Source organism: Clostridium amazonense, assembly GCF_056431285.1.
This window is the reverse complement of record NZ_JBWKMH010000033.1, coordinates 511502-533395: the sequence shown is the minus strand read 5'-3', so window position 1 is coordinate 533395 and position 21894 is coordinate 511502. Positions and strand designations below refer to the sequence as shown.

23 protein-coding genes are annotated in these 21894 nt (G+C 27.1%); 22 read left to right on the top strand and 1 reads right to left on the bottom strand.

Annotated elements, in window-relative coordinates; all coding sequences use genetic code 11:
- Window positions 1-211 precede the first annotated feature (211 nt).
- The 19 genes from minC to AC07E4_RS17175 all read left to right on the top strand — a co-directional run bounded on the left by minC (window position 212) and on the right by AC07E4_RS17175 (window position 17079).
- Window positions 212-847: a septum site-determining protein MinC gene (minC, locus tag AC07E4_RS17265; RefSeq protein WP_034438630.1), complete on the top strand. Its 636-nt coding sequence runs from the start codon at window positions 212-214 to the stop codon at window positions 845-847.
- Window positions 848-860: 13 nt separating this feature from the next.
- Window positions 861-1670 carry a septum site-determining protein MinD gene (gene minD, locus AC07E4_RS17260; RefSeq protein WP_034438628.1) on the top strand — a complete coding sequence of 270 codons (810 nt, stop codon included), beginning with the start codon at window positions 861-863 and terminating at the stop codon, window positions 1668-1670.
- A 13-nt stretch (window positions 1671-1683) separates the two neighbouring features.
- Window positions 1684-1950, top strand: coding sequence for a cell division topological specificity factor MinE (gene minE / locus AC07E4_RS17255; protein ID WP_034438626.1), 267 nt, complete (start codon window positions 1684-1686; stop codon window positions 1948-1950).
- 151 nt (window positions 1951-2101) lie between these two features.
- On the top strand, window positions 2102-3214 hold the full coding sequence (rodA, locus tag AC07E4_RS17250; RefSeq protein ID WP_034438624.1) for a rod shape-determining protein RodA: 1113 nt from the start codon (window positions 2102-2104) through the stop codon (window positions 3212-3214).
- A gap of 10 nt (window positions 3215-3224) precedes the next feature.
- A complete protein-coding gene (gene mgsA, locus AC07E4_RS17245) occupies window positions 3225-3593 on the top strand; it encodes a methylglyoxal synthase (protein ID WP_034438623.1) in 369 nt (122 codons plus the stop codon).
- A gap of 505 nt (window positions 3594-4098) precedes the next feature.
- Window positions 4099-4857 carry a M23 family metallopeptidase gene (locus AC07E4_RS17240; RefSeq protein WP_034438621.1) on the top strand — a complete coding sequence of 253 codons (759 nt, stop codon included), beginning with the start codon at window positions 4099-4101 and terminating at the stop codon, window positions 4855-4857.
- The gene (locus tag AC07E4_RS17235; RefSeq protein WP_242838377.1) at window positions 4854-5729 is read left to right on the top strand and encodes a M50 family metallopeptidase; all 876 of its coding nucleotides are present in this window, start codon (window positions 4854-4856) and stop codon (window positions 5727-5729) included. The genes AC07E4_RS17240 and AC07E4_RS17235 overlap by 4 nt, the downstream gene beginning before the upstream one ends.
- A gap of 70 nt (window positions 5730-5799) precedes the next feature.
- Window positions 5800-7659 (top strand): TIGR03960 family B12-binding radical SAM protein, encoded by a 1860-nt coding sequence (locus AC07E4_RS17230; RefSeq protein ID WP_430829588.1) that lies wholly within the window; start codon window positions 5800-5802, stop codon window positions 7657-7659.
- Window positions 7634-8332 carry a TIGR03936 family radical SAM-associated protein gene (locus tag AC07E4_RS17225; RefSeq protein ID WP_034438763.1) on the top strand — a complete coding sequence of 233 codons (699 nt, stop codon included), beginning with the start codon at window positions 7634-7636 and terminating at the stop codon, window positions 8330-8332. Before AC07E4_RS17230 ends, AC07E4_RS17225 begins: the two co-directional genes overlap by 26 nt.
- A gap of 160 nt (window positions 8333-8492) precedes the next feature.
- Complete coding sequence (locus AC07E4_RS17220; protein ID WP_034438617.1) at window positions 8493-9896, top strand: ribonuclease E/G; 1404 nt, start codon at window positions 8493-8495, stop codon at window positions 9894-9896.
- 139 nt (window positions 9897-10035) lie between these two features.
- Window positions 10036-10347: a 50S ribosomal protein L21 gene (gene rplU / locus AC07E4_RS17215; protein WP_034438615.1), complete on the top strand. Its 312-nt coding sequence runs from the start codon at window positions 10036-10038 to the stop codon at window positions 10345-10347.
- Window positions 10348-10349: 2 nt separating this feature from the next.
- Window positions 10350-10697, top strand: coding sequence for a ribosomal-processing cysteine protease Prp (locus tag AC07E4_RS17210; RefSeq protein WP_034438613.1), 348 nt, complete (start codon window positions 10350-10352; stop codon window positions 10695-10697).
- A 1-nt stretch (window position 10698) separates the two neighbouring features.
- The gene (gene rpmA, locus AC07E4_RS17205; protein ID WP_034438611.1) at window positions 10699-11001 is read left to right on the top strand and encodes a 50S ribosomal protein L27; all 303 of its coding nucleotides are present in this window, start codon (window positions 10699-10701) and stop codon (window positions 10999-11001) included.
- 427 nt (window positions 11002-11428) lie between these two features.
- Complete coding sequence (obgE, locus tag AC07E4_RS17200) at window positions 11429-12706, top strand: GTPase ObgE (protein WP_478217052.1); 1278 nt, start codon at window positions 11429-11431, stop codon at window positions 12704-12706.
- Between the two features lie 11 nt (window positions 12707-12717).
- Window positions 12718-13011: a ribosome assembly RNA-binding protein YhbY gene (yhbY, locus tag AC07E4_RS17195; RefSeq protein WP_034438607.1), complete on the top strand. Its 294-nt coding sequence runs from the start codon at window positions 12718-12720 to the stop codon at window positions 13009-13011.
- A 131-nt stretch (window positions 13012-13142) separates the two neighbouring features.
- Entirely contained in the window at window positions 13143-14324 is a 1182-nt protein-coding gene (gene nadD / locus AC07E4_RS17190; protein ID WP_074432659.1) for a nicotinate-nucleotide adenylyltransferase, read from the top strand.
- Between the two features lie 14 nt (window positions 14325-14338).
- Window positions 14339-15622: an LCP family protein gene (locus AC07E4_RS17185; RefSeq protein ID WP_478217051.1), complete on the top strand. Its 1284-nt coding sequence runs from the start codon at window positions 14339-14341 to the stop codon at window positions 15620-15622.
- Window positions 15623-15692: 70 nt separating this feature from the next.
- Window positions 15693-16076: a RidA family protein gene (locus AC07E4_RS17180; protein WP_034438603.1), complete on the top strand. Its 384-nt coding sequence runs from the start codon at window positions 15693-15695 to the stop codon at window positions 16074-16076.
- A 97-nt stretch (window positions 16077-16173) separates the two neighbouring features.
- Entirely contained in the window at window positions 16174-17079 is a 906-nt protein-coding gene (locus AC07E4_RS17175) for an RluA family pseudouridine synthase (protein WP_034438601.1), read from the top strand.
- A gap of 16 nt (window positions 17080-17095) precedes the next feature.
- Here AC07E4_RS17175 and AC07E4_RS17170 read toward each other — a convergent pair whose 3' ends face one another.
- Window positions 17096-18340: a D-alanyl-D-alanine carboxypeptidase family protein gene (locus AC07E4_RS17170; RefSeq protein WP_034438600.1), complete on the bottom strand. Its 1245-nt coding sequence runs from the start codon at window positions 18338-18340 to the stop codon at window positions 17096-17098.
- A 178-nt stretch (window positions 18341-18518) separates the two neighbouring features.
- On the opposite strand from AC07E4_RS17170, the gene AC07E4_RS17165 reads away from it, so the two are divergent.
- From AC07E4_RS17165 to selA, 3 genes are all read left to right on the top strand, one after another.
- Window positions 18519-19202: a helix-hairpin-helix domain-containing protein gene (locus AC07E4_RS17165; RefSeq protein WP_478217050.1), complete on the top strand. Its 684-nt coding sequence runs from the start codon at window positions 18519-18521 to the stop codon at window positions 19200-19202.
- Window positions 19203-19316: 114 nt separating this feature from the next.
- The gene (selD, locus tag AC07E4_RS17160; RefSeq protein WP_101541660.1) at window positions 19317-20351 is read left to right on the top strand and encodes a selenide, water dikinase SelD; all 1035 of its coding nucleotides are present in this window, start codon (window positions 19317-19319) and stop codon (window positions 20349-20351) included.
- A 91-nt stretch (window positions 20352-20442) separates the two neighbouring features.
- Window positions 20443-21825: an L-seryl-tRNA(Sec) selenium transferase gene (gene selA / locus AC07E4_RS17155; RefSeq protein WP_478217049.1), complete on the top strand. Its 1383-nt coding sequence runs from the start codon at window positions 20443-20445 to the stop codon at window positions 21823-21825.
- Window positions 21826-21894: the final 69 nt, after the last annotated feature.

Genomic DNA, 21894 nt, shown 5'->3' with positions numbered 1-21894 from the left:
ACATATATAGTAGAATTTATTAATTAAAATACTTCTACATAATGGATTTTAATTTGATTTTATGTTATATTTTTTTTAGTCAGATAAAATTTTATGAAATAATGAGAAAAATAAGCATATTTCCTGGGAAAAGTAAAAATTTTCTAGCAAAGAAGGATTTTTATTAAAACATGTTGAAATATATCAAGTAGTGTAGTGTTGGAGGATATGTATGCAAAAAGATAATATTATACTAAAGGGTAATAGAGAAGGATTAAACATAATTATAGATTTTCAAAAATTTAGGGGCTTTGAAGAAATGATAAATGCTCTTATAGAAAAGCTCTCAAAAGGAAAAAACTTTTATAAAGGTTGTATTGTTAGAATGACTATGCAATTGAAAGAGTTTACTAATAGAGAATTGAACACTATAAAAGATATATTATTTCAAGAGTTTCAAATTAAGGATTGTATATTTATAGATTCAGAAGAAAAAAGTACTAGTAAAATTTTTAATGGAATAAATGAAGGTAGGACTAAGTATTTAAGAAAAACTATTAGAAGTGGACAAACTTATGAGTATTCAGGAAATCTAGTTGTAATAGGAGATGTAAATAATGGTGCTGAAGTTTCAGCAGCAGGAAATATTATAGTTTTAGGAAGTGTAAGAGGATGTGTTCATGCAGGATCGACAGGAAATGATAAGGCAATAATTGCAGCATTTTACTTAGAACCACAGATTATGAAAATAGCCAATCTTATGACAATATCACCAGATGATGATATAAAACCGAGTTACCCAGAGGTTGCAAGAATAAGAAATGGAAATATAGTTATAGAACCATATTTAGTCAATAAATATATTTAATGGAGGTAAATAGATGGGAGAATCAATAGTTATAACATCAGGAAAAGGCGGTGTTGGTAAAACAACAGCCACAGCCAATATAGGAACAGCATTAGCTGCAATGGATAAAAAAGTAGTAGTGATAGATGGAGACACTGGATTAAGAAATTTAGATGTGCTTATGGGTCTTGAAAATAGAGTTGTATTTACACTTATAGATGTAATAGAAGATAGATGCAGATTAAAACAAGCTTTAATCAAAGATAAAAGATTTAATAAATTATGTTTGCTTCCAACAGCACAAACAAGAGATAAGAATGATGTAGATATAGAATCTATGCTTAAAGTTGTAAATGAGTTAAAAGAAAGCTTTGATTATGTAATAATTGATTGTCCGGCAGGGATAGAGCAAGGGTTTGAAAATGCCATAGTTGGAGCGGATAGAGCTATAGTAGTAGTCAATCCAGAAATAACATCAGTTAGAGATGCTGATAGAGTTATAGGTAAATTATGTGCTAAAGGATTAGAAGATGTTCAACTTATAGTTAATAGAATTAATTTTCAGATGACTAAAAATGGTGAAATGTTAGATGTTGAGGATATAAAAGAGAATTTGGCAATAAAACTTATAGGTGTTGTTCCAGATGATAGAAAAGTTACTGTTTCTACTAATAAGGGAGAACCTATAGTTTTAGATACTGAAGCTTATGCAGGTCAAGCTTTTAAGAATATTGCGAAAAGAATAATTGGTGAAGAAGTTGAATTTTTAGATTTAAATTCAACTATAAGCAAAGGCGGATTTTTAGCAGCTATAAAAAAAATGTTCAGTGGTAATAAAAAATAGGAGGTGAATTTAGATGGATTTGTTTAAATTATTTTCAAATAAGGCATCTTCTAAGAGTATAGCAACAGATAGGTTGAAACTTATATTAATTCATGATAGAGCAAATTTTTCTCCAGATTTGCTAGAACTTATAAAAGGTGATTTATTAAAAGTAATATCAAATTATGTTGAGATAGATGATACTGAGGTAGATGTTAAAATTACAAGTACAGAACAAATAGAAGGAACATCACCTGCGTTAATAGCAAGTATACCTATAAAAAAAATAAAAAATAGATAATTTTATTGCTATAGATATTAATTTTAATAATATCTGTGGCTTTATTTTTTATAAAAAAACCTAAAAAATGATAAAAATTTTATAGCCCTATAAAATCTTTTGTTATAATATTAAATATGTTATAATCATATTTATGTTGGAGGTATAAATAATGCTTAGTAAATTAAAATTAAATAATAAATTAGGTAAGAGACTAGATTATAGCATAATTATAACAGTGATTTTAATAGTAGCTTTTTCTATAATTAATATATATAGTGCGACGCATACCACCGGTGGCATATATTATGCAAAACTTCAATTTATGTGGTTAGGTGTAGGGCTTGTAGCTATGTACTGCATATTACTAATAGATTATAATTTGATTTTAAATTATGCATCTGTTATTTATTGGGGTGGAGTAATACTCTTAGTTTTAAATAACTATGTATTAGGAAGTAATATAAATGGTGCTACAGGATGGATCAGTATAGGTAGTAGAGCAATACAACCATCAGAATTTGCAAAAATAGGTATGATAATTATGCTTGCTAAAGTTATTCAAGATATGGATGGAAATGTGAATAATTTAAAAAGCATACTTACAATAGGCATTTATGCAGCTATACCAATGGTTTTAATAGTTACACAACCAGATATGGGAATGACTATGGTATCATTTTTTATTGTACTTGCAATAGTTATAGTTGCTAATATAGATTGGAAAATAATAGGCGGAGGACTTGCGTTTTTAACTACAGCAATTGTGTTGGTATGGAATACAAATATAATAAAAACATATCAAAAAGCTAGATTTTTGGCATTTTTAAATCCAGAGAAATATGAACTTAATGAAGGTCTACAACTTATACAATCTAAACTTGCAATAGGTTCAGGTGGAATTTTTGGATTAGGATTATTTAATGGAAAACAATATAAATTTGTTCCAGAAAATCATACAGATTTTATTTTTGCAGTTATTGGAGAAGAATGGGGGTTAATGGGAGGAATACTTCTGTTAACACTTTATGGAATACTTCTTTATAAACTTATAAAAATTGCTAGGACATCTAAAGATATGGCTGGAAGTATTTTGTGTATAGGAATAATAGGAGGAATGATTTTTTCTATAATTCAAAACATAGGAATGACTATAGGAATAATGCCTATTACTGGAATCACACTTCCATTTGTAAGTTATGGAGGTAGTTCTATGCTTACAAACTTTATTTCTTTAGGACTTATATTAAATGTTGGTATGAGGAGAAAGAAAATAAACTTTTAGGAGGTACTTTATGAAGATTGCGTTTATAGCTCATGATAAGAAAAAAGATGATATGATTGAATTTGTTAGAAGGTATAGAGAGATATTAAAAAAACATGAATTATATGCTACTGGAAATACAGGAACATTTATAAGTAAACTTGCAAATTTAGAGGTACATAAATATTTGTCAGGACCAATGGGTGGTGGTCAGCAAATAGGAGCAAAGCTTGCAGAAGGAGAAATAGATTTAGTATTTTTCTTTAGAGATCCATTGACTGCTCAACCACATGAGCCAGATGTAAATGCACTTATAAGATTATGTGATGTTCATTGTATTCCATTAGCTACTAATATAGGAACAGCAGAATCTATGATGACATCATTGAAAAATAGATAATTATCAAATTAAAGCACTTTAGAATAAAAAATATTCTAAAGTGCTTCTTTTTATTTAAAATTAAAATTCTTATAAGAAAATTATAGTACATTCCTAATACTATATATGGAAGCAGTTTACAATTAAAAATTTAAAGTTATTCCTATTTGTATATTTGAAGCTAAGTTAATAAGTAAGAGTGAAAAGTGAATAGTTATGGTGAATATTACTCATTTCATTCCTAATATTTAAAATAGAAATACATAAAAACTACGTTTTATATTGTTTTCAACTAATTTGCTTTGCAAATCCAATTTTCACCTTCACTGTTCACTTTTAATTGTTCATTGTCAATTTTAAAAAATATGGATTAAAACTTGGAGTTAAATTTCTCAACTGAAACATGAATAATTTAAAGTTTAAATGTTAAATAAAATTTATAAGATTTATATGTTTAGTTATTCATAATTAAAAAATAAATGAGTATATATTAAAGTAGGAATATAAGTAGAAGTAGGGGATTGTTATGAGCGAATATAGGAATTTGTATGAAAAATATTATAACAATTTAAAAAGAAATAATGGTAGTTATAATATTAAATCTAAAAATAAAAAATCAACTGTTATGGATAAAGCCTCAAATAAAAAGGTTGAAAAACTGGTAAATAAATTTATTATTCAATTAGCTATATCTGTAATGTTGATTGTTATTTTTATGGGATGTAGAGTTGTTAATAACAACTATACAAAGGAAATTTTTTCTTTAGCAAAAACACAAATGACAAAGACATATGACTATAAAAAGGCATTAAATTATATAAAAAATTTAAGTCTTGATGATATGGAAAACATAAGTGTAAATTTTATAGATAAAGTAAAATCAAAAATTATAGGTGGAAAAACTATATTAGAAGAACTTAGGACGGAATATTCAATACCGGTAATGGCAAGTAAGTCAAATAATTTAGATGAGTTTGAAAAAGATAAAAACAAAATTCTTAAGGTAAAAGTTAATGATGTACAAAAAATTAAAAATTGTAATGATGGGAAAGTTAAAAAAATAGATGTTGATGAAAAACTAGGAAAGTACATTGTTATAGATCATGGAAAAGGCATAGAAAGCAAGTATTATAACATGACTGATATATTTGTAAAACAAGGAGAAAAGATAAAAAAAGGTGATGTAATAGGTGAGGTAAATGGAAAAGATAAGGAAAGTAATTTTTATTTTGAAATATTGTATATGGGCAAAGCACAAGATGTGTATGAATATATGGCAATTTGAAAAATAAGAAAGAAATGAAATCAATAAAATTTAATAAATATTCCATACCTTATCTTATATTTTTAATTGTCTTAGGATTAAATAGAAGATTAATACTAGGCTTTATTATAGTAGTTATACATGAGTTTATACACTATTTAATGGCAAGGAGTCTAGGATTTAAAGGCTTTTGCATAGAGATACTGCCTATAGGAGCATCAATAAAATTAAAAGATTTAGATGAGGCAACAGTAAGAGAGGATATATTAATATCTATTAGTGGTCCTGTAGGGAATTTTATATTAGCATTCATAAGTAAAGTAATACTTCTGAAATATACCAATGATGTTTTACAACTGTTCTATGAATATAATTTAGTATTGGGAGCATTTAATTTATTTCCTGCATTTCCTTTAGATGGAGGTAGGGTTCTTAGGGATTTATTAAGAAAAAAATTTTTATATAAAAAGGCAAATGAAATAGCATTAAGAATAAGTATGATTTTAGGATATAGTTTACTAATATTAAGTACATTCTCTATGTTTTGTGATATATCAAACATTACTTTAGTATTAATAGCTATTTTCATTTTAATAATGAGTAAAAAAGAAAGAGAAAGGATAGTCTATGTAATTATGGGATACACAATAAGAAAGAAGGAAAAACTCACTAAGAGGGGATACATAGAAAACAAAAGCATTTCGGTATATTATAAACTTAATTTATTAGAATTACTAGACTTTATAGATAAAACCCATTATCATATATTTACTATTTTAGATGATAATATGAATATAATAAAAACATTAGGGGAAGAAGAAATAATAAATTTATTAAAAAATGATGGAAACATATCTTTAGAGGAATTGTGTAAAAATGAACAAAAAAATTGATAATATGTTTTGACATATTATTAGCTTATGATAAAATAAAGTATTGCAATTAACTTAAGGAGGAATTTAAATGAATAAAATTTCCGATGATATATTATGTAAAGTTGAAAAACCAGCTAGATATATAGGTGGAGAATTTAATTCTTACAATAAAGATAAAAATGATGTATCAATTAGATATGCATTTTGTTTTCCCGATGTATACGAAGTAGGTATGTCTCATTTAGGAAGTAAAATACTTTATCATGTAATTAACGAAAGAGAAGATACATTTTGCGAAAGAGCATATGCACCTTGGCCAGATATGGAGAAGGAGTTAAGAGAAAATAACATAGAATTATTTACATTAGAAACAAAAGATTCATTAAGAAAATTTAATTTTCTAGGTTTTACACTTCAATATGAGATGAGTTATACTAATATATTAAATATGTTAGATATGTCTAATATACCACTTAGAGCATCTCAAAGAGGTGAGGAATACCCAATAATTATGATGGGCGGTCCTTGTGCATATAATCCAGAACCACTTTATGATATAGCAGATTTCTTTCTTTTAGGAGAAGGGGAAGTGGTTATGAATGAGGTTTTAGATTTGTATACTGAGTACAAAGATAAAACTAAAGAGGAATATTTAAGAGCTGTATCAAAGATAGAGGGGGTATATGTACCTAGTCTTTATGAGGTTACATACAATGAAGACAACACTATAAAAGAATTTAAACCATTGTATGATGATGTTCCTAAGGTTGTAAAAAAGAGAATAATAAGCAATTTTGATGAAAATGTATATCCAGATAAGCTTATAGTTCCTTATACGGAAATTGTACATGACAGAATAACACTTGAAACATTTAGAGGATGTACAAGAGGTTGTAGATTTTGTCAAGCTGGTATGATATATAGGCCAGTAAGAGAAAAGAAAACAGAAACATTAGTAAAACAAGCGGATGATATTATTAAGAAAACAGGATATGAGGAAGTTTCATTAACATCTTTAAGTATATGTGATTATTCAGATATACAAAATCTAGTTTTTTCTTTAATAGAAAAGTATAAAGATGAAAAAATTGGTGTGTCACTTCCGTCAATTAGAATTGATTCATTTTCAGTAGATTTAATAAAAGAAATACAAAAAGTTAGAAAAACAGGCTTAACCTTTGCTCCAGAAGCAGGTAGTCAAAGAATGAGAGATATAATAAATAAAGGTGTAAATGAACAAAATTTATTAGATTCTAGCAGAAGTGCTTTTGAAGCTGGTTGGTCAACTTTAAAATTATACTTTATGATAGGTCTTCCATATGAAACAATGGATGATGTTTTAGGAATTGGAGAACTAGGAGAAAAAGTAGTAGAAGAATATTTTAAGGTTCCTAAAAATGTAAGAAAAAGAGGGCTAAGAGTAACACTTAGTACATCAATATTTGTACCTAAGGCATTTACTCCATTCCAATGGGCACCAATGGACAGAATGGATAATGTTAAAGGAAAAATTAGCAATTTAAGAGATTCTATAAAGAGTAAAGCAATTGTTTATAATTGGCATGAATCTCCAGTTAGCTATATGGAAGCAGTATTTGCTAGAGGTGATAGAAGACTTTGTGATGTTTTAATAAAAGCATTTGAAAAAGGCGCTAGATTTGATGGTTGGGGTGAATATTTTGACTTTGAAAGATGGCAAGAATCACTAAAAGAGTGCAATGTAGATGGAGACTTCTATACATATAGAGAAAGAAGTTATGAAGAAATACTTCCATGGGATTTTATAGATATAGGAGTAAGCAAAAGATACTTAATGAGCGAAAATGAAAAAGCTAAAAGTGAAGTTCTTACACCAGATTGTAGAGAAAAATGTACTGGTTGTGGAGTAAATGTATGCTTTAAGGAGGGTAAATGCTTTGAAGGTGCGATACTTAATAAAATACACTAAAGAAAGTGAAATAAAATTTATATCTCATTTAGATTTAATGAGGACTATTCAAAGAACAGTTAAAAGAGCTGGACTTCCAATAGATTATTCTAAGGGATTTAATCCACATATGACAATATCAATAGCACAGCCTTTATCAGTAGGAGTGTATTCTAGAGGAGAGTATCTAGATACAGTATTTAAAGAAGAAGTATGTTGTGAAGAGATTGTAAAAAGATTAAATGAAAATTCTCCAATGGGAATTAAGTTTTTAGATGCAAAAAGAGTTGAAGTAGAAGAAAATAAAAAAACACCTCAATCAATGGCAATTATAGATGCAGCTTTATATAAAATAAAAGTTAAAGCTATAGATGGAGAAAAAGCATTAAATGAAATACGAGAATTAAGTAATGAAAGTTCTTGGATGACTGTTAGAAAAAGTAAAAAAGGTGATAAAGATATAGATATAAAACCTTTGATTAAGAAAATAGAGTATGTGAATGATAATAACAATATATTAATAGATACAATGCTTGCTTGTGGAAGTAGGGAAAATGTATCAGCTAAATTACTAATAGAATACATAGAGGAACATGTAAGTTCTTTAGATAAAGATGCCTTTGTTGACATAGAAAGAATAGATATGTATGCCAATAAAGATAATACTTTAGTGCCTCTTAATGAATATTTATAATATGTAAAATATATACTAGCTCAAAGGTATAAAAAATACTTAATGAGCTAGTATTTTAAATTTATAAAAATTTATTATTATATATCAATAAATAAAAAAATTGTTTATAATAAAGTATGTAATCTCATTGTTACAAGAAAAAGAGTATGAGGTGTTTAAGGTGAAGGAAGTATTTGTTGAAAGACAAGAAATGTTTTTAAGAATTGCAATAAAGGAAAATGGAATTTTAACTGAGTGCTATATAGAAGAAAAAAATGATGAACCCAAGGTTTCAAATATATATAAGGGTGTAGTTAAAAATATTGTTCCATCAATAAAATCAGCATTTATAGATATAGGCACTAATAAAAATGCATATATTTATTTAAAAGAAAACTTAAAAAAAGGTGATGAAGTACTTGTTGAAGTAATAAAAGAATCTATAGGCAAGAAAGGTCCTAAAGTTGTAAATAATATAAATTTACCAGGAAATTATGTAGTTATAACTAATGAAAATGAAGATATAAGATTTTCTTATAAAATAAAAGATAAAGACTTTAAAGAATTAGTAAAAGAAAACATAGAAAAACCTAAAGGCATTGGGGTAACACTAAGAACTAGTGCATCTGATGTGGATGTAGAAGTTATTAATTCTGAAATTAAGGTGTTATATGGCATATATGAAAATATAAAAAGAAAGTTTACATATTCTAATAAGTGCGGACTTTTATATGATAATGATGGTATTTTAGGAAACACCATAAGAAGTTTAAGTTCAAGTAATTGTAATGTTATAGTAAACACAGAAGAAGATTTTAATTATTGCAAAGAAATATTGGAATTTAAAAATATAGATATAGATATAAAATTATATGACGAAAATATAAGTTTATTTAATAACTTTGGTATAGAAAAAGAAATTTTAAGTCTTAGAAGCAATAAGATTAATTTGCCTAGTGGAGGAAATATAGTTATTGAAAAGACTGAGGCTATGTATGTTGTGGATGTAAATTCGGCTAAAGACATAAAAAATAATATTTTTCAAACTAATGTAGAAGCTGCAAAATTAGTAGCAAGTCAAATAAGACTTAGAAATATGAGTGGAATAATAATTATAGACTTTATTGATTTGTATAAAAAAGATGAAAAAGAAAAAATATTAAAAGTTCTAAAGGAAAGTTTTTTAGATGACAAAAATAAAACTGTAATTTATGATTTTACAGAATTAAATTTAGTTCAAATTGCAAGAAGACGTAGTGGAAAATCTATTTATGAATATATATTTGAAAGCTGTAGTACTTGCCATGGTAAAGGTGTAAAAGTAAAACTATCATATTTAGAAAATATGATAAAAGATTCTTTAGAAAGATTAAATTTAGAACAAAATGTAAAAGATATATATATAGAAATAGATGAAAGTTATAAAAATCAAATTCAAAAAGATTTAATATCATTTATAAAAAATATAAATGGATTAGATAAAAGTATATATTTAAACTATGTTCATGATATGGAATCATTTAAATTAGAGCCGCTAATCTTTGCAAATCAAATAAGAAATGCAGAGGTTTATAAAATATTTTAATAAAACATTTTAAATTTCTTTACAAAGTTATTTTTAAATGATATAATGGCTTTTGTAGACCGCACAGAATAGGTTTAAATATTCATCTTTTAGGTGGATAACCTTAATTGGCGAGACTGGATTGAGGAGGTGTATTTTAATGTACGCAGTTTTACTTACTGGAGGAAAACAATACAGAGTTCAAGAGGGAGACGTTTTATTCGTTGAAAAACTTGAAGCTGAAGTTGATTCAACTGTAGAATTCACTGAAATTTTAGCAGTTGGAAAAGAGGAAGGTTTAGTAGTAGGAAAACCTGTAGTTGAAGGAGCTAAAGTAGTTGCTAAAGTTGTTGAGCAAGGAAAAGCTAAAAAGGTTATAGTATTCAAATATAAGCCTAAAAAAGACTACAGAAAGAAACAAGGACACAGACAACCTTTCACTAAAATCGTAGTTGAGAAGATAGAAGCTTAATTATGATTACAATAAATTTTACAAGAAAATCTAGTATGCTTGTATCATTTCATGTAGATGGTCATGCTGAGTACTTTGATGCAGAAGAAAAAGTCAACATATATGATGATGTTGTATGTGGATGCGTAAGCAACTTGGCACAAGTAACTATCTTAGGAGCGTTAGAAGTGTTGAAGTTAAAAGCTACATATGTTGCAGAAGAAGGAAATATAGGTTTGGATTTATCTAACCTGTCTGATATAGAAATAGATAAAGCACAAGTTTTACTTGAAACGATGCTGCTAGGATTGCAAAATTTAGAAATAAGTTATAGAAAATATATTAAAGTGTTAGTAGAGGAGGTGCAGTGATATGTTACTAATAAACCTTCAGCTATGTGCTCATAAAAAAGGAGTAGGTAGCTCAAAAAACGGAAGAGATAGTGAATCTAAGAGACTTGGTGTTAAGCGTGCAGATGGACAATTTGTACTTGCTGGAAACATCTTAGTTAGACAAAGAGGAACAAAAATCCACCCAGGAACAAATGTTGGAATAGGTGGAGATGATACTCTTTTCGCTAAAGTAGATGGAGTTGTAAGATACGAGAGAATGGGTAAAAACAAGAAAAAAGCTAGTATTTATCCAGTTGATGTAGAAGTTGCAATAGCTGAATAGTTAATAAGCACCCTTTAAGGGTGCTTTTTTATTTAAATATAGCATAGTTAAATGTATAAATTAAAAAATATTAAACTTTAAACTTATAATTATATGAGATAAACTTAAATTTTAATTTATACAAATTTTATTGGTTTTAAGTTTATACTTAAATCTATTAATTATAAAACTTGGAACTTAGCATTAAGAATTTAATCTTTTTTATAAATAACATTATATAAATTAAGATTTGAGTTTAAAATATAAAGTACATTGTTATAAATTTATATAGGTATTATATAAATTTTATAGGCAAAACTTTAATATATAAAATAAAAAATAAATGATAATATAATTTATTTTTTTATAATTATATTATGATATAATTAAAACTAAAAGTGAAAATATAATATGACAATAACTTAGTTTAGAAAGTAAGGTGAAGTGTATGTTTATAGATACAGCCAAGATATTTGTTAAATCAGGAGATGGTGGTAATGGTGCTATTTCATTTAGAAGAGAAAAATATGTACCATTAGGAGGACCAGATGGTGGAGATGGCGGTAATGGTGGTAGTATAGTATTAAAAGCAGATAAAAATATGACTACTTTATTAGATTTTTCATATCATAGAAAATTCGTTGCAGATAACGGTGGTAAAGGTGAAGGATCTAAATGTTATGGAAAAGATGGTGAAAATCTTATTATAAAAGTTCCAATGGGAACTATTGTTAGAGATTTTGAGAGCAATAAAATTATGTGTGATTTATCTCATGATGGAGACACATACATAGTTTGTAGAGGTGGAAAAGGTGGAAAAGGTAATTGTAAATTCTGTACACCAACAAGACAGGCACCAGATTTTGCAGAACCAGGAATGCCAGGAGAAGAAAGATTTATAAAACTTGAATTAAAATTATTGGCAGATGTAGGTCTTTTAGGATTCCCTAATGTAGGAAAGTCAACACTTCTTTCAGTGGTATCAAAAGCAAGACCTAAAATAGCTAATTATCATTTTACAACTTTAAAACCTAATTTAGGTGTTGTAAGTTTAAATGGAATTCAAAATTTTGTAATTGCAGATATTCCGGGAATTATAGAAGGCGCATCAGAAGGTGTAGGCTTAGGATTAGACTTTTTAAGACATATAGAAAGAACAAGATTACTTATACATGTAGTAGATATATCTGGAATAGAGGGAAGAGACCCATTAGAAGACTTTAAAAGAATTAATGAAGAGTTAAAGAATTATAGTATAAAATTATGGGATAGACCTCAAATAGTTGCAGCTAATAAATGTGATATGTTATTTGATGAAGAAGTTTTTGAAAACTTTAAAAAAGAATTAAATAAAATGGGATATGATAAAATATTTAAAATATCTGCAGCTACTAATCAAGGAGTAGAAGAACTTATGAAGGAAGCTGCTAAAATGTTAACTGAAATTCCTGTAAAAGACCTTGAAATAAGTTCAGATGAATTATTTATACAAGAAGAAAAGAGATTTACATATACAATACAAAAGCAAGGCGAAGATACTTTTGTTGTTGAAGGAAGTTTCGTTGATAGATTATTAAATAGTGTAAATGTAAATGATCCAGATTCATTAAGATATTTCCATAAAGTATTAAGAAACAAAGGAATATTTGATGAATTAAAAGAAATGGGAGTACAAGATGGTGACACAATAAGACTTAATGATTTTGAGTTTGAATTTTTACTTTAGGAGGATGGAATATGATAACAACTAAGCAAAGAAGTTATTTAAGAGGTTTAGCAAACGATATAACACCTATATTTCAAGTTGGTAAAGGTGGAATAGAAGAAAATTTTATAAAACAAGTAGATGATGCATTAGAAGCAAGAGAATTAATTAAAATAAAAACTCTTAATAATAGTGGTATAACTCCAAGAGAAGCATCAGAATATTTATGTGAAAAATTAAATTGTGAAGGTATTCAAGCTATAGGAAGTAAATTAGTTCTATACAGAAAATCAAGTAAAAAGCCTAAAATAGAATTACCAAGATAATAAAAATTGTCGAAAACCATAGCATGAATAAGATTGTTTAAAATAAATAAAAGTATAAATAGATTTTACATTTGGTAAAATCTACTTTTATATGGTAAGATAATTATATATTTTAAAGAGAAGGTTTTGTGATGAGAAAAGCTATATTTGGAGGAACTTTTGATCCTATACACAATGGTCACATGAATATTGCATATGAAGCTTTATATAAAATGAAGCTAGATAAAGTGATTTTCATACCTAGTGGAAATCCACCACATAAGAAAAATAGTAGAGTAACAGATGCTAAAATAAGGTTAGATATAGTTAAAAATGTGATTAAAAATGAAGATAAGTTTGAAGTAAGTGATTATGAAGTGTCTAAAAAAGAAAGTAGTTATACATATAAAACCTTAGAATATTTTAAAAGATTAGAACCATGCACTGAATGGTATTTTATAATAGGTGCAGATAGTTTAATAAATTTTAAAAAATGGAGAAAACCAGAAGTTATACTTGAAAAATGTAAACTTATAGTTTTTGGTAGGCCGGGATATAGGTTAGATGAATTTATTAAATCTAAGAAATATATAAAAGCTAAATATAATAAAGAAATTATAGTTTTAGATGTACCATTAATAGATGTTTCTTCAACTAATATAAAAACGAAAATAAGAAAAGGCGAAGAAATTAAGTATTTAGTGCCTTATGAAGCTTATAATGAAATAAATAAGCTTAACTTATATAGTAAAGGAAGTGTAGAAATGTATAATGAAACAAAGATGAGAGAGTATATTAAAGAAAATTTAAAAACTGAAAGATACAATCACACTTTAGGCGTAGTTGAAGTAGCAGAAAAAATGGCAAAAGTGTACAATTGTAATGTTGAAAAAGCTAAAATTGCTGCACTATTACATGACTGTGCTAAAAATATGAAAAATGAAGAATTGATAAAAGTTACTAAAGAAAAAAATTTGATAGAGCTAAATGAAATTTTTATACAATCTCCAGGATTATTACATGGATTTGTTGGAGCCTATTTGGCGAAAGAAATGTTTAATGTAAATGATGAGGAAATACTTGAGGCAATAAGATATCATACTACTGGAAGAGAAAACATGACTCTTTTAGAAAAAATATTATATATAGCAGATTATATAGAACCGTCAAGATGTTTTGAAGGAATAGAAGAAATGAGAGAATTAGCTTTTTCAAACTTGAATTTAGCATTGTTAAAAGGATATAATGATACTATAAATTATGTAATATCAAAGGGATTACTGTTATATCCTAAAACAGTAGAAGCTAGAAATTACTTATTAATTAACAAGTAATAGAGGGTTTAAATATGGGTGAAGAAGTAAAAAATAGAAAAAGAAAAAAGAAAAAAAAGTCATCAAGATTAAAAAAGATACTTTTAATTGTTCCTTTAATTATAATAATTTTATTTTTTGCATCATTTTTATATTTATCTAGACTTAGTAGTAATTCAGTAAATATAGATTTAGGTGGAAGTAAAAATTCCAACATTGTAAACTTTTTAGTTATGGGTGTTGATATAGGTGAAGATGAAAGTTATCCTAAAAGAACAGATACTATAATGTTAGTTCATTATGATAAAAAACAACACACTTATGATGTTATATCCATTCCTAGAGATACAATGGTTTATTTTGATGGGGAACTTGGAAAAATAAATGCAGCACATGCTTTAGGTGGAGTACAACAATCTGTAGATAAAGTAGAAGAACTATTAAATGTAAATATAGATTACTATTTAAAAGTAGATACTAAAGCTTTTAGAGAGTTTATAGATGCTTTAGGTGGTGTTGATGTACTGATAGAGCAAGATATGCAATATGAAGATGAATCACAAGATTTAAAGATAGACTTTAAAGCAAGTAATAAGATGCAACATTTAGATGGTAAGAAAGCAGAAGAGTTTATTAGATGGAGAAAAAATAATGATGGTACAGGATTTGCTGATGGAGACATTGGAAGAATAAAACAACAACAAAGTTTTTATAGCAATGTTTTACAAAAATTAAAAAGTCCATCTATGATATTTAAAGCACCTAAGATTTTAAGCATTTTTCCTAAGTATATGGAAACTAACTTAGATGCTACAGACATTATGAAATATGGAATTAGTGTTGTAACAGCATCAAAAGAAAATATCAGATTTCATACATTACAAGGAGAATCAACATATATTGATGGTACTTCATACTACAAGTATGAACCGGAAATAAATGAAGATATATTAAATATTTTAAAAAATTCTGAGCCAAATCAAACTAGTGATTCAAGTATTTCTAATAGTGGAAGTGGACTTTCAATGAGTAAAGAAAGCATAAGAGTAAATGTTCTTAATGGAACTAACAAGGAAGGATTAGCTGGAGAATTTGCAAATAAAGTTATGAAATTAGGATATAATAATTGTGACTTTGGAAATTATGATGCTAATTTAAAACCAGTAAAAGTTTCAGAAATAAAGTTATATGGATTAACTAGTGATGATGCAAAAATATTAAAAAAAGAATTTGGCATAAAAAATGTTGAAGTAATGAATGAAGTAAATCCTAATTATGAGATGGAAATTATTTTAGGTGATGACAAAGCAAAAGATTAAGATAAAAAAATTACTTTTATAAAGTAATTTTTATATAAATAAATAAAAGTTTCTAGGAGGAATTTTAATTATGGAAAAGAAAATAATACACACAGAAAAAGCACCTGCAGCTTTAGGACCATACTCACAAGCAGTTAAAGTTGGAAATATGGTTTACACTTCAGGACAATTAGCAATAAACTCAGCTACTGGAGAATTAGTAAACGATGATATAAGAAAAGCTACAGAGCAATCTTTAAACAATGTTAAAGCTATATTAGAAGAAGCTGGAACATCAATGGATAAAGTTGTTAAAACATTAGTTTTATTAAAAGACATTAATGATTTTGCAGCTATGAATGAAGTTTATGCAACATTCTTCACATCAAACCCACCAGCAAGATCTTGTTTCCAAGTTGGAGCATTACCAAAAGATGCTTTAGTTGAAATAGAAGTAGTAGCAATAGCTGAATAATAAAAATAAAACTCCAGTGTAAAATCTGGAGTTTTTATTTTATGAATTAATTATATTATGTTATTATGAGATATAATATTAAATTGGTGGTGAATTAATGGAAAGTAATTTAAAATATACAGTTACTAATGAAGGCAATGATGTTAAAGTAAGAGATTATATGAAAGAAGTATTAAATCTTTCAGGAAGATTTATAAAAAAAGTAGGATTAAGTAATAGAATTAAAGTTAATGGAAATGTAGTAAGATTAAATCATAAATTGTGTGAAGGAGACTTTTTAGAAATTCAAGTTGAAAAAAAAGATGAAAGTCAAAATATAATTCCAGAAGAGATGGAGTTAGATATAAAATATGAAGATATGGATTTATTAATTGCTAATAAACCATGTAATATGGTTGTTCATCCAACTAAAAGTTATCCTACAGGAACACTTTCAAATGGTGTTTTAAACTATTTTAAGTGTAGTAATCAAAATTGTATAGTAAGATTAGTAAGTAGATTAGATATGGATACGTCAGGACTTATAATGATAGCTAAAAATCAATTTGCACATATGACACTAGCAAAAAGTATGGAAAATAATCTTATAGAGAAGAAATACTTAGCAATAGTACATGGAATAATAGAGAAAGATTCAGGAACTATTAATGCAGCAATTGGTAGACCAAGTGATGATAGTATAAAAAGAGCTGTTATGAAGAATGGTCAAAGAAGCATAACTCATTATAATGTAATAAAGAGATTTAACAATGCAACATTAGTAGAGCTTAAGTTAGAAACAGGTAGAACACATCAAATTAGAGTACATTTAAGCTCTATTGGTCATCCTATATATGGTGACTCATTATATGGAAAGCAAGAACCTCAATACATAAAAAGGCAAGCATTACATGCATATAAATTAATATTACCTCATCCTAGAAGCAATGATTTGCTAGAGATAAAAAGTGAAATTCCTCAAGATATGGAAGAGTTAATTGAAATCTTAAAAAAAGAACATTAGAGAACTCTCTAATGTTCTATCTTCTAAAATAATTTTTATTGTGTTTTTTCTTTTTAACAATGAACAAAGTTAATATTAATAAGCTACTAAAAATTCCAACTACAATTAAACCTATGTTTAACATTTTAGAATTGCTCTTAAATATTTTAGTTAAAAAATTAGAATTTTTAGGCTCATAATCTACGCCACTTATAAGATCAACTTTCTTCTCTGTATTATTATACTTAAAAGTAGCAGTACCAATGGTTTGACCAGATAAAATAGTACATTTGTCTATTTTGTTAATATCATATGATATAATAGGTTCCTCATTTAATGTTTTATCCTTAGTATAATATGCATCATTAGAAGCTAAAATAGGAATTTTAGTTCCATCAGAAGTTGTATAATTTGTTACTTCTGAATTTTTAGTAAAACATTTAACAGTCTCAAAGTTATTAAATGCCCAATCAAAGAAATTTCTACTATCACCAAAATAAGTCTTATCTTGGTCACGTAAAAATGCTACAACAAATGTTTCATTATCTTTTCTAGCTGAACCCACATAAGAATGCAATGCTTCATCTGTATAACCAGTTTTACCAGCTAAACAGTATTTATAATAATAATCATCACCAGATTGGACTAATCTATTATCATTCCAAAGAGGTCTCTTTTCTTTGAACTTATTTGTTGGTTGTAATAACATACTCTTAGTTTTTGATATTTCTAGATATGTAGGATTTTTTAAAAGTTCATTTTCTATAAGAGCTAAATCATAAGCTGTAGTTTTATGGTTTGCTTCATAAAGGCCATGTGGATTTGTAAAATTGGTATTTTTACATCCAAGTTTTTTTGCACGATCATTCATCATTTTAGCAAAACCTTCTATATTTCCACCCATATGTTCAGCAAGAGCAGCTGCACAGTCATTTGCAGAAACCATAATCAATGAATATAAAAGTTCTCTAACAGTTAGAATTTCACCAGTATCAATATATATTTTAGAACCTTCAATTGTTGGGGGAATCTCACCAACAGTTACTTTTTCATCTAAATTGCAATTTTCTAAAGTAAGAAGTGCTGTCATTAGTTTTGTTGGAGACGCTGGTGCATAAGCAGTATCCTTGTTTTTATCATATAATACTTCACCAGTTTGAGCATTTAAAACTACAACACCTTTAGCACTTGCGGTTGGAGGTTCTGATGCTGCTAAGACACTTGGAGTGTTTAAGGTCAAAAGCAAGCCTGCTGAAATTAAAATTTTATTTATTTTTTTCATATTTATCTCCTAATTGTAAAAGTCTAATTAACAAAAAATTATATACCTTAAAATTATAACATATTACCAAGAAAAATGAAATTAATTGCTAATTCATAATTATTATAGCAGAAAAGTTAAAAAAATACGATAAAAAAAAGAAAATTGGAAATAATTTAACAAAAGGAGGTATAAAAATATGAAGAATAAAGAAAAAATTATTGGGGGAATAATAATAATTATATTATCGATTATATTTGTATTTTCTGGATATATAATGTCAAGAGATAATAAGAAATTTGTAGAAGTGGAAGAAGTTTTTTCAGAACCTAATAAAAAGGAAAATATCGAGGAAAAATCACATAAAGAATCACAGAAAAGAAATGATAAAAATCAATCAAATAAAGAATCAAATATAAAAGATTGCAATCAAGACATAGATGAAATTATTGTTGATGTTAAAGGGGAAGTGAAAAATCCTAGAGAATATAAATTGCAAGAGGGAAGTAGAGTTAGAGATTTAATAGAAAAGGCTGGTGGACTTACTAATGATGCCAATGAGAATTTAATCCATTTTTCTAAAGTTTTGAAAGATGAAGATTGTATTGTAATTTATAAAAATGGGGAAAGTACAGAAGGGGTTGAAAATCCAGTTATAAAAGAAAATACATTAAAAGAAAATAAAAATGGGAAAGTGAATATAAATACTGCTGATGTAGAAAAATTAAAGACATTACAAGGAATAGGAGACTCAAAGGCTAAGCTAATTATTGAATATAGAGAGAAGAATGGTTCTTTTAAAAATGTAGATGAACTTCTAAATGTAGATGGTATAGGGAGTAAGACTTTGGAGAAATTAAGAGATAATATAGACATTAGATAGTTAATATTATAGAATTATTAAGGTGAAATGTATTTGTATTAATCAAAAAATTTCATTTAAGATATATTAGGTGAACTATAAAAATATATCTTAAGTATATTAATTTGGGAGGTATTGGCATTGGATAAAAGACTAACTGAACTTTCAAAAACTTCTGGTTGAGCAGCTAAAATAGGGCCGGAGACCCTTTCAAAAATATTAGATAAAATTCCTAAAATGCATGATGAAAACTTAATTGTTGGAATAGAAACTTCAGATGATGCAGCGGTATACAAAATAAATGATGATGTAGCAACTATACAAACTTTAGATTTTTTTACTCCAGTAGTAGATGATCCATATATGTTTGGTCAAATAGCGGCAGCAAATTCTTTGAGTGATGTATATGCAATGGGAGGAAAACCAGTAGTAGCATTAAATATTGTTTGTTTTCCAAATTGTCTTAATATAGATATATTAGGTGAGATATTAAAAGGTGGAGCAGATAAAGTAATAGAAGCTGGAGCTGTAATAATAGGTGGGCATACAGTATCAGATGATGAACCCAAATATGGTCTTTCAGTAACTGGACTTGTACACCCAGATAAAGTCTTAAAAAACTATGGTTCAAAAGTTGGAGATGTGTTGATTTTAACAAAACCTATAGGTACAGGAATTTTAAATACAGCGATAAAAGCTCAAATGGCATCTAAGGAGCATTATGATGAAGCTGTTAAGGTTATGAGTACACTGAATAAATATTCAGGAGAAATTATTATAAATCATAATATTACAGCGTGTACAGATGTTACAGGATTTAGCCTAATGGGTCATGGATATGAAATGGCAAGTGCATCTAATGTAACATTTAAAATATTTAAGGATAAATTACCAATAATAGATGGGACTACTGAATATGCCAAAATGGGATTAGTGCCAGCAGGTAGTTATAACAATAGAGCATATCTTGATGGAAAATATAAACTTATAGATGTAGATGAAGTAGTAGAAGATATACTATTTGATCCTCAAACATCAGGAGGACTTTTGGTATCTATACCTAAAGAAGAAAGTAAACAATTAATAGATGAATTAAATAAGTTAGAACTTAAATCTTCTATTATAGGAGAAGTAGTTGAACTAGAGGAAAAAAATATAATTGTTCAATAATACATATAAAAGAAAATAATTAATAAGATTACATTGAATTATTTTCTTTTTAAATGTGACTAATCTTAGGGGATTAGAAAGGGGTTATATTATGAATAAAGAATTATTGAGAAAATTACCTAAAATTGATGAATTGCTTAAAAATGATGTTATACAAAATGAGTTAAAGGAAACTCAAAGAGTGCTAATAGTTGAGTCTTTAAGAGAATCTATTGAAAAATATAGAAAGTACATATTAGAAGATAAAATACAAGATTTTGAAGAAGATGATGTTTTAAATTATGCATTAGGATTACTTTTAAAGAAAAAGAAAAATAATTTAAGAAGAGTAATTAATGCTACAGGAACAGTCATACATACAAATTTAGGACGTTCTATTTTAAGTAAAAAAGCTGTGGAGAATGCTATAGAAATAGCAGGAAGATATAATAATTTAGAGTATGATATAGAAAGTGGAAAAAGAGGCTCTAGATATAGTCATATTGAAAAGCTTATAACAAAAATAACAGGTGCAGAAGCAGCACTAGTAGTTAATAATAATGCAGCAGCAATAATGCTAGTTTTAGATAGTTTATGTAAGGAAAAAGAAGCTATAGTATCTAGGGGACAACTTGTTGAAATAGGTGGATCATTTAGAGTTCCAGATGTTATGAAATTTAGTGGCGCAAAATTAGTAGAAGTAGGAACAACTAATAGAACTCATTTATATGATTATGAAAATAATATAAATGATAATACGGGAATGCTTTTAAAAGTTCACACATCAAATTTTAAAATTTGTGGATTTACTGAAGAAGTTGAATTAGAAAGTCTTGTTAAATTGGGAAATGAACGAAATATACCAGTAGTAGAAGACATAGGTAGTGGAGTTTTAGTGGATTTTTCTAAATATGGATTTACTCATGAGCCTACTGTACAAGAAAGTATAAAAAAGGGTGTTGATGTAGTAACCTTTAGTGGAGATAAAATGCTTGGTGGACCTCAAGCAGGAATTATAATAGGTAAAAAGAAATATGTTGAATTGATGAAGAAAAATCAGCTTACAAGGGCTTTAAGAATTGATAAGATGACATTAAGTGCATTAGAAAGTACTTTAAGATATTATTTAGATGAGAAAGAAGCTATAGAAAATATACCAACTTTAAATATGATATTATCATCTAAAGAAGATATAAAGAAAAAAGCAATAAAATTCAGAAAAAAATTTAGACATGCTTTAGATAACTTTGAATTCAAAATTGATGAAGATTACTCAATGGTTGGTGGCGGATCTATGCCTACTGAAAAAATACCTACTTATGTTATAAAAATTAGTAGTGAAAATATTTCAGTAAATGAAATGGAAAAAATATTAAGGTTAAATGAAACTGCTATTATAACTAGAGTATTTAATAATGAACTTATATTGGATGTTAGAACAATTTTTGATGAAGATATTGAAGAAATAATAAAAGCATTAAGCAAAATAAACTAATATTAAAATATATAGTGAAGTAGACTAAAAGATTATTAGTTTATTTCACTATATGTATTTAAGCTAAAA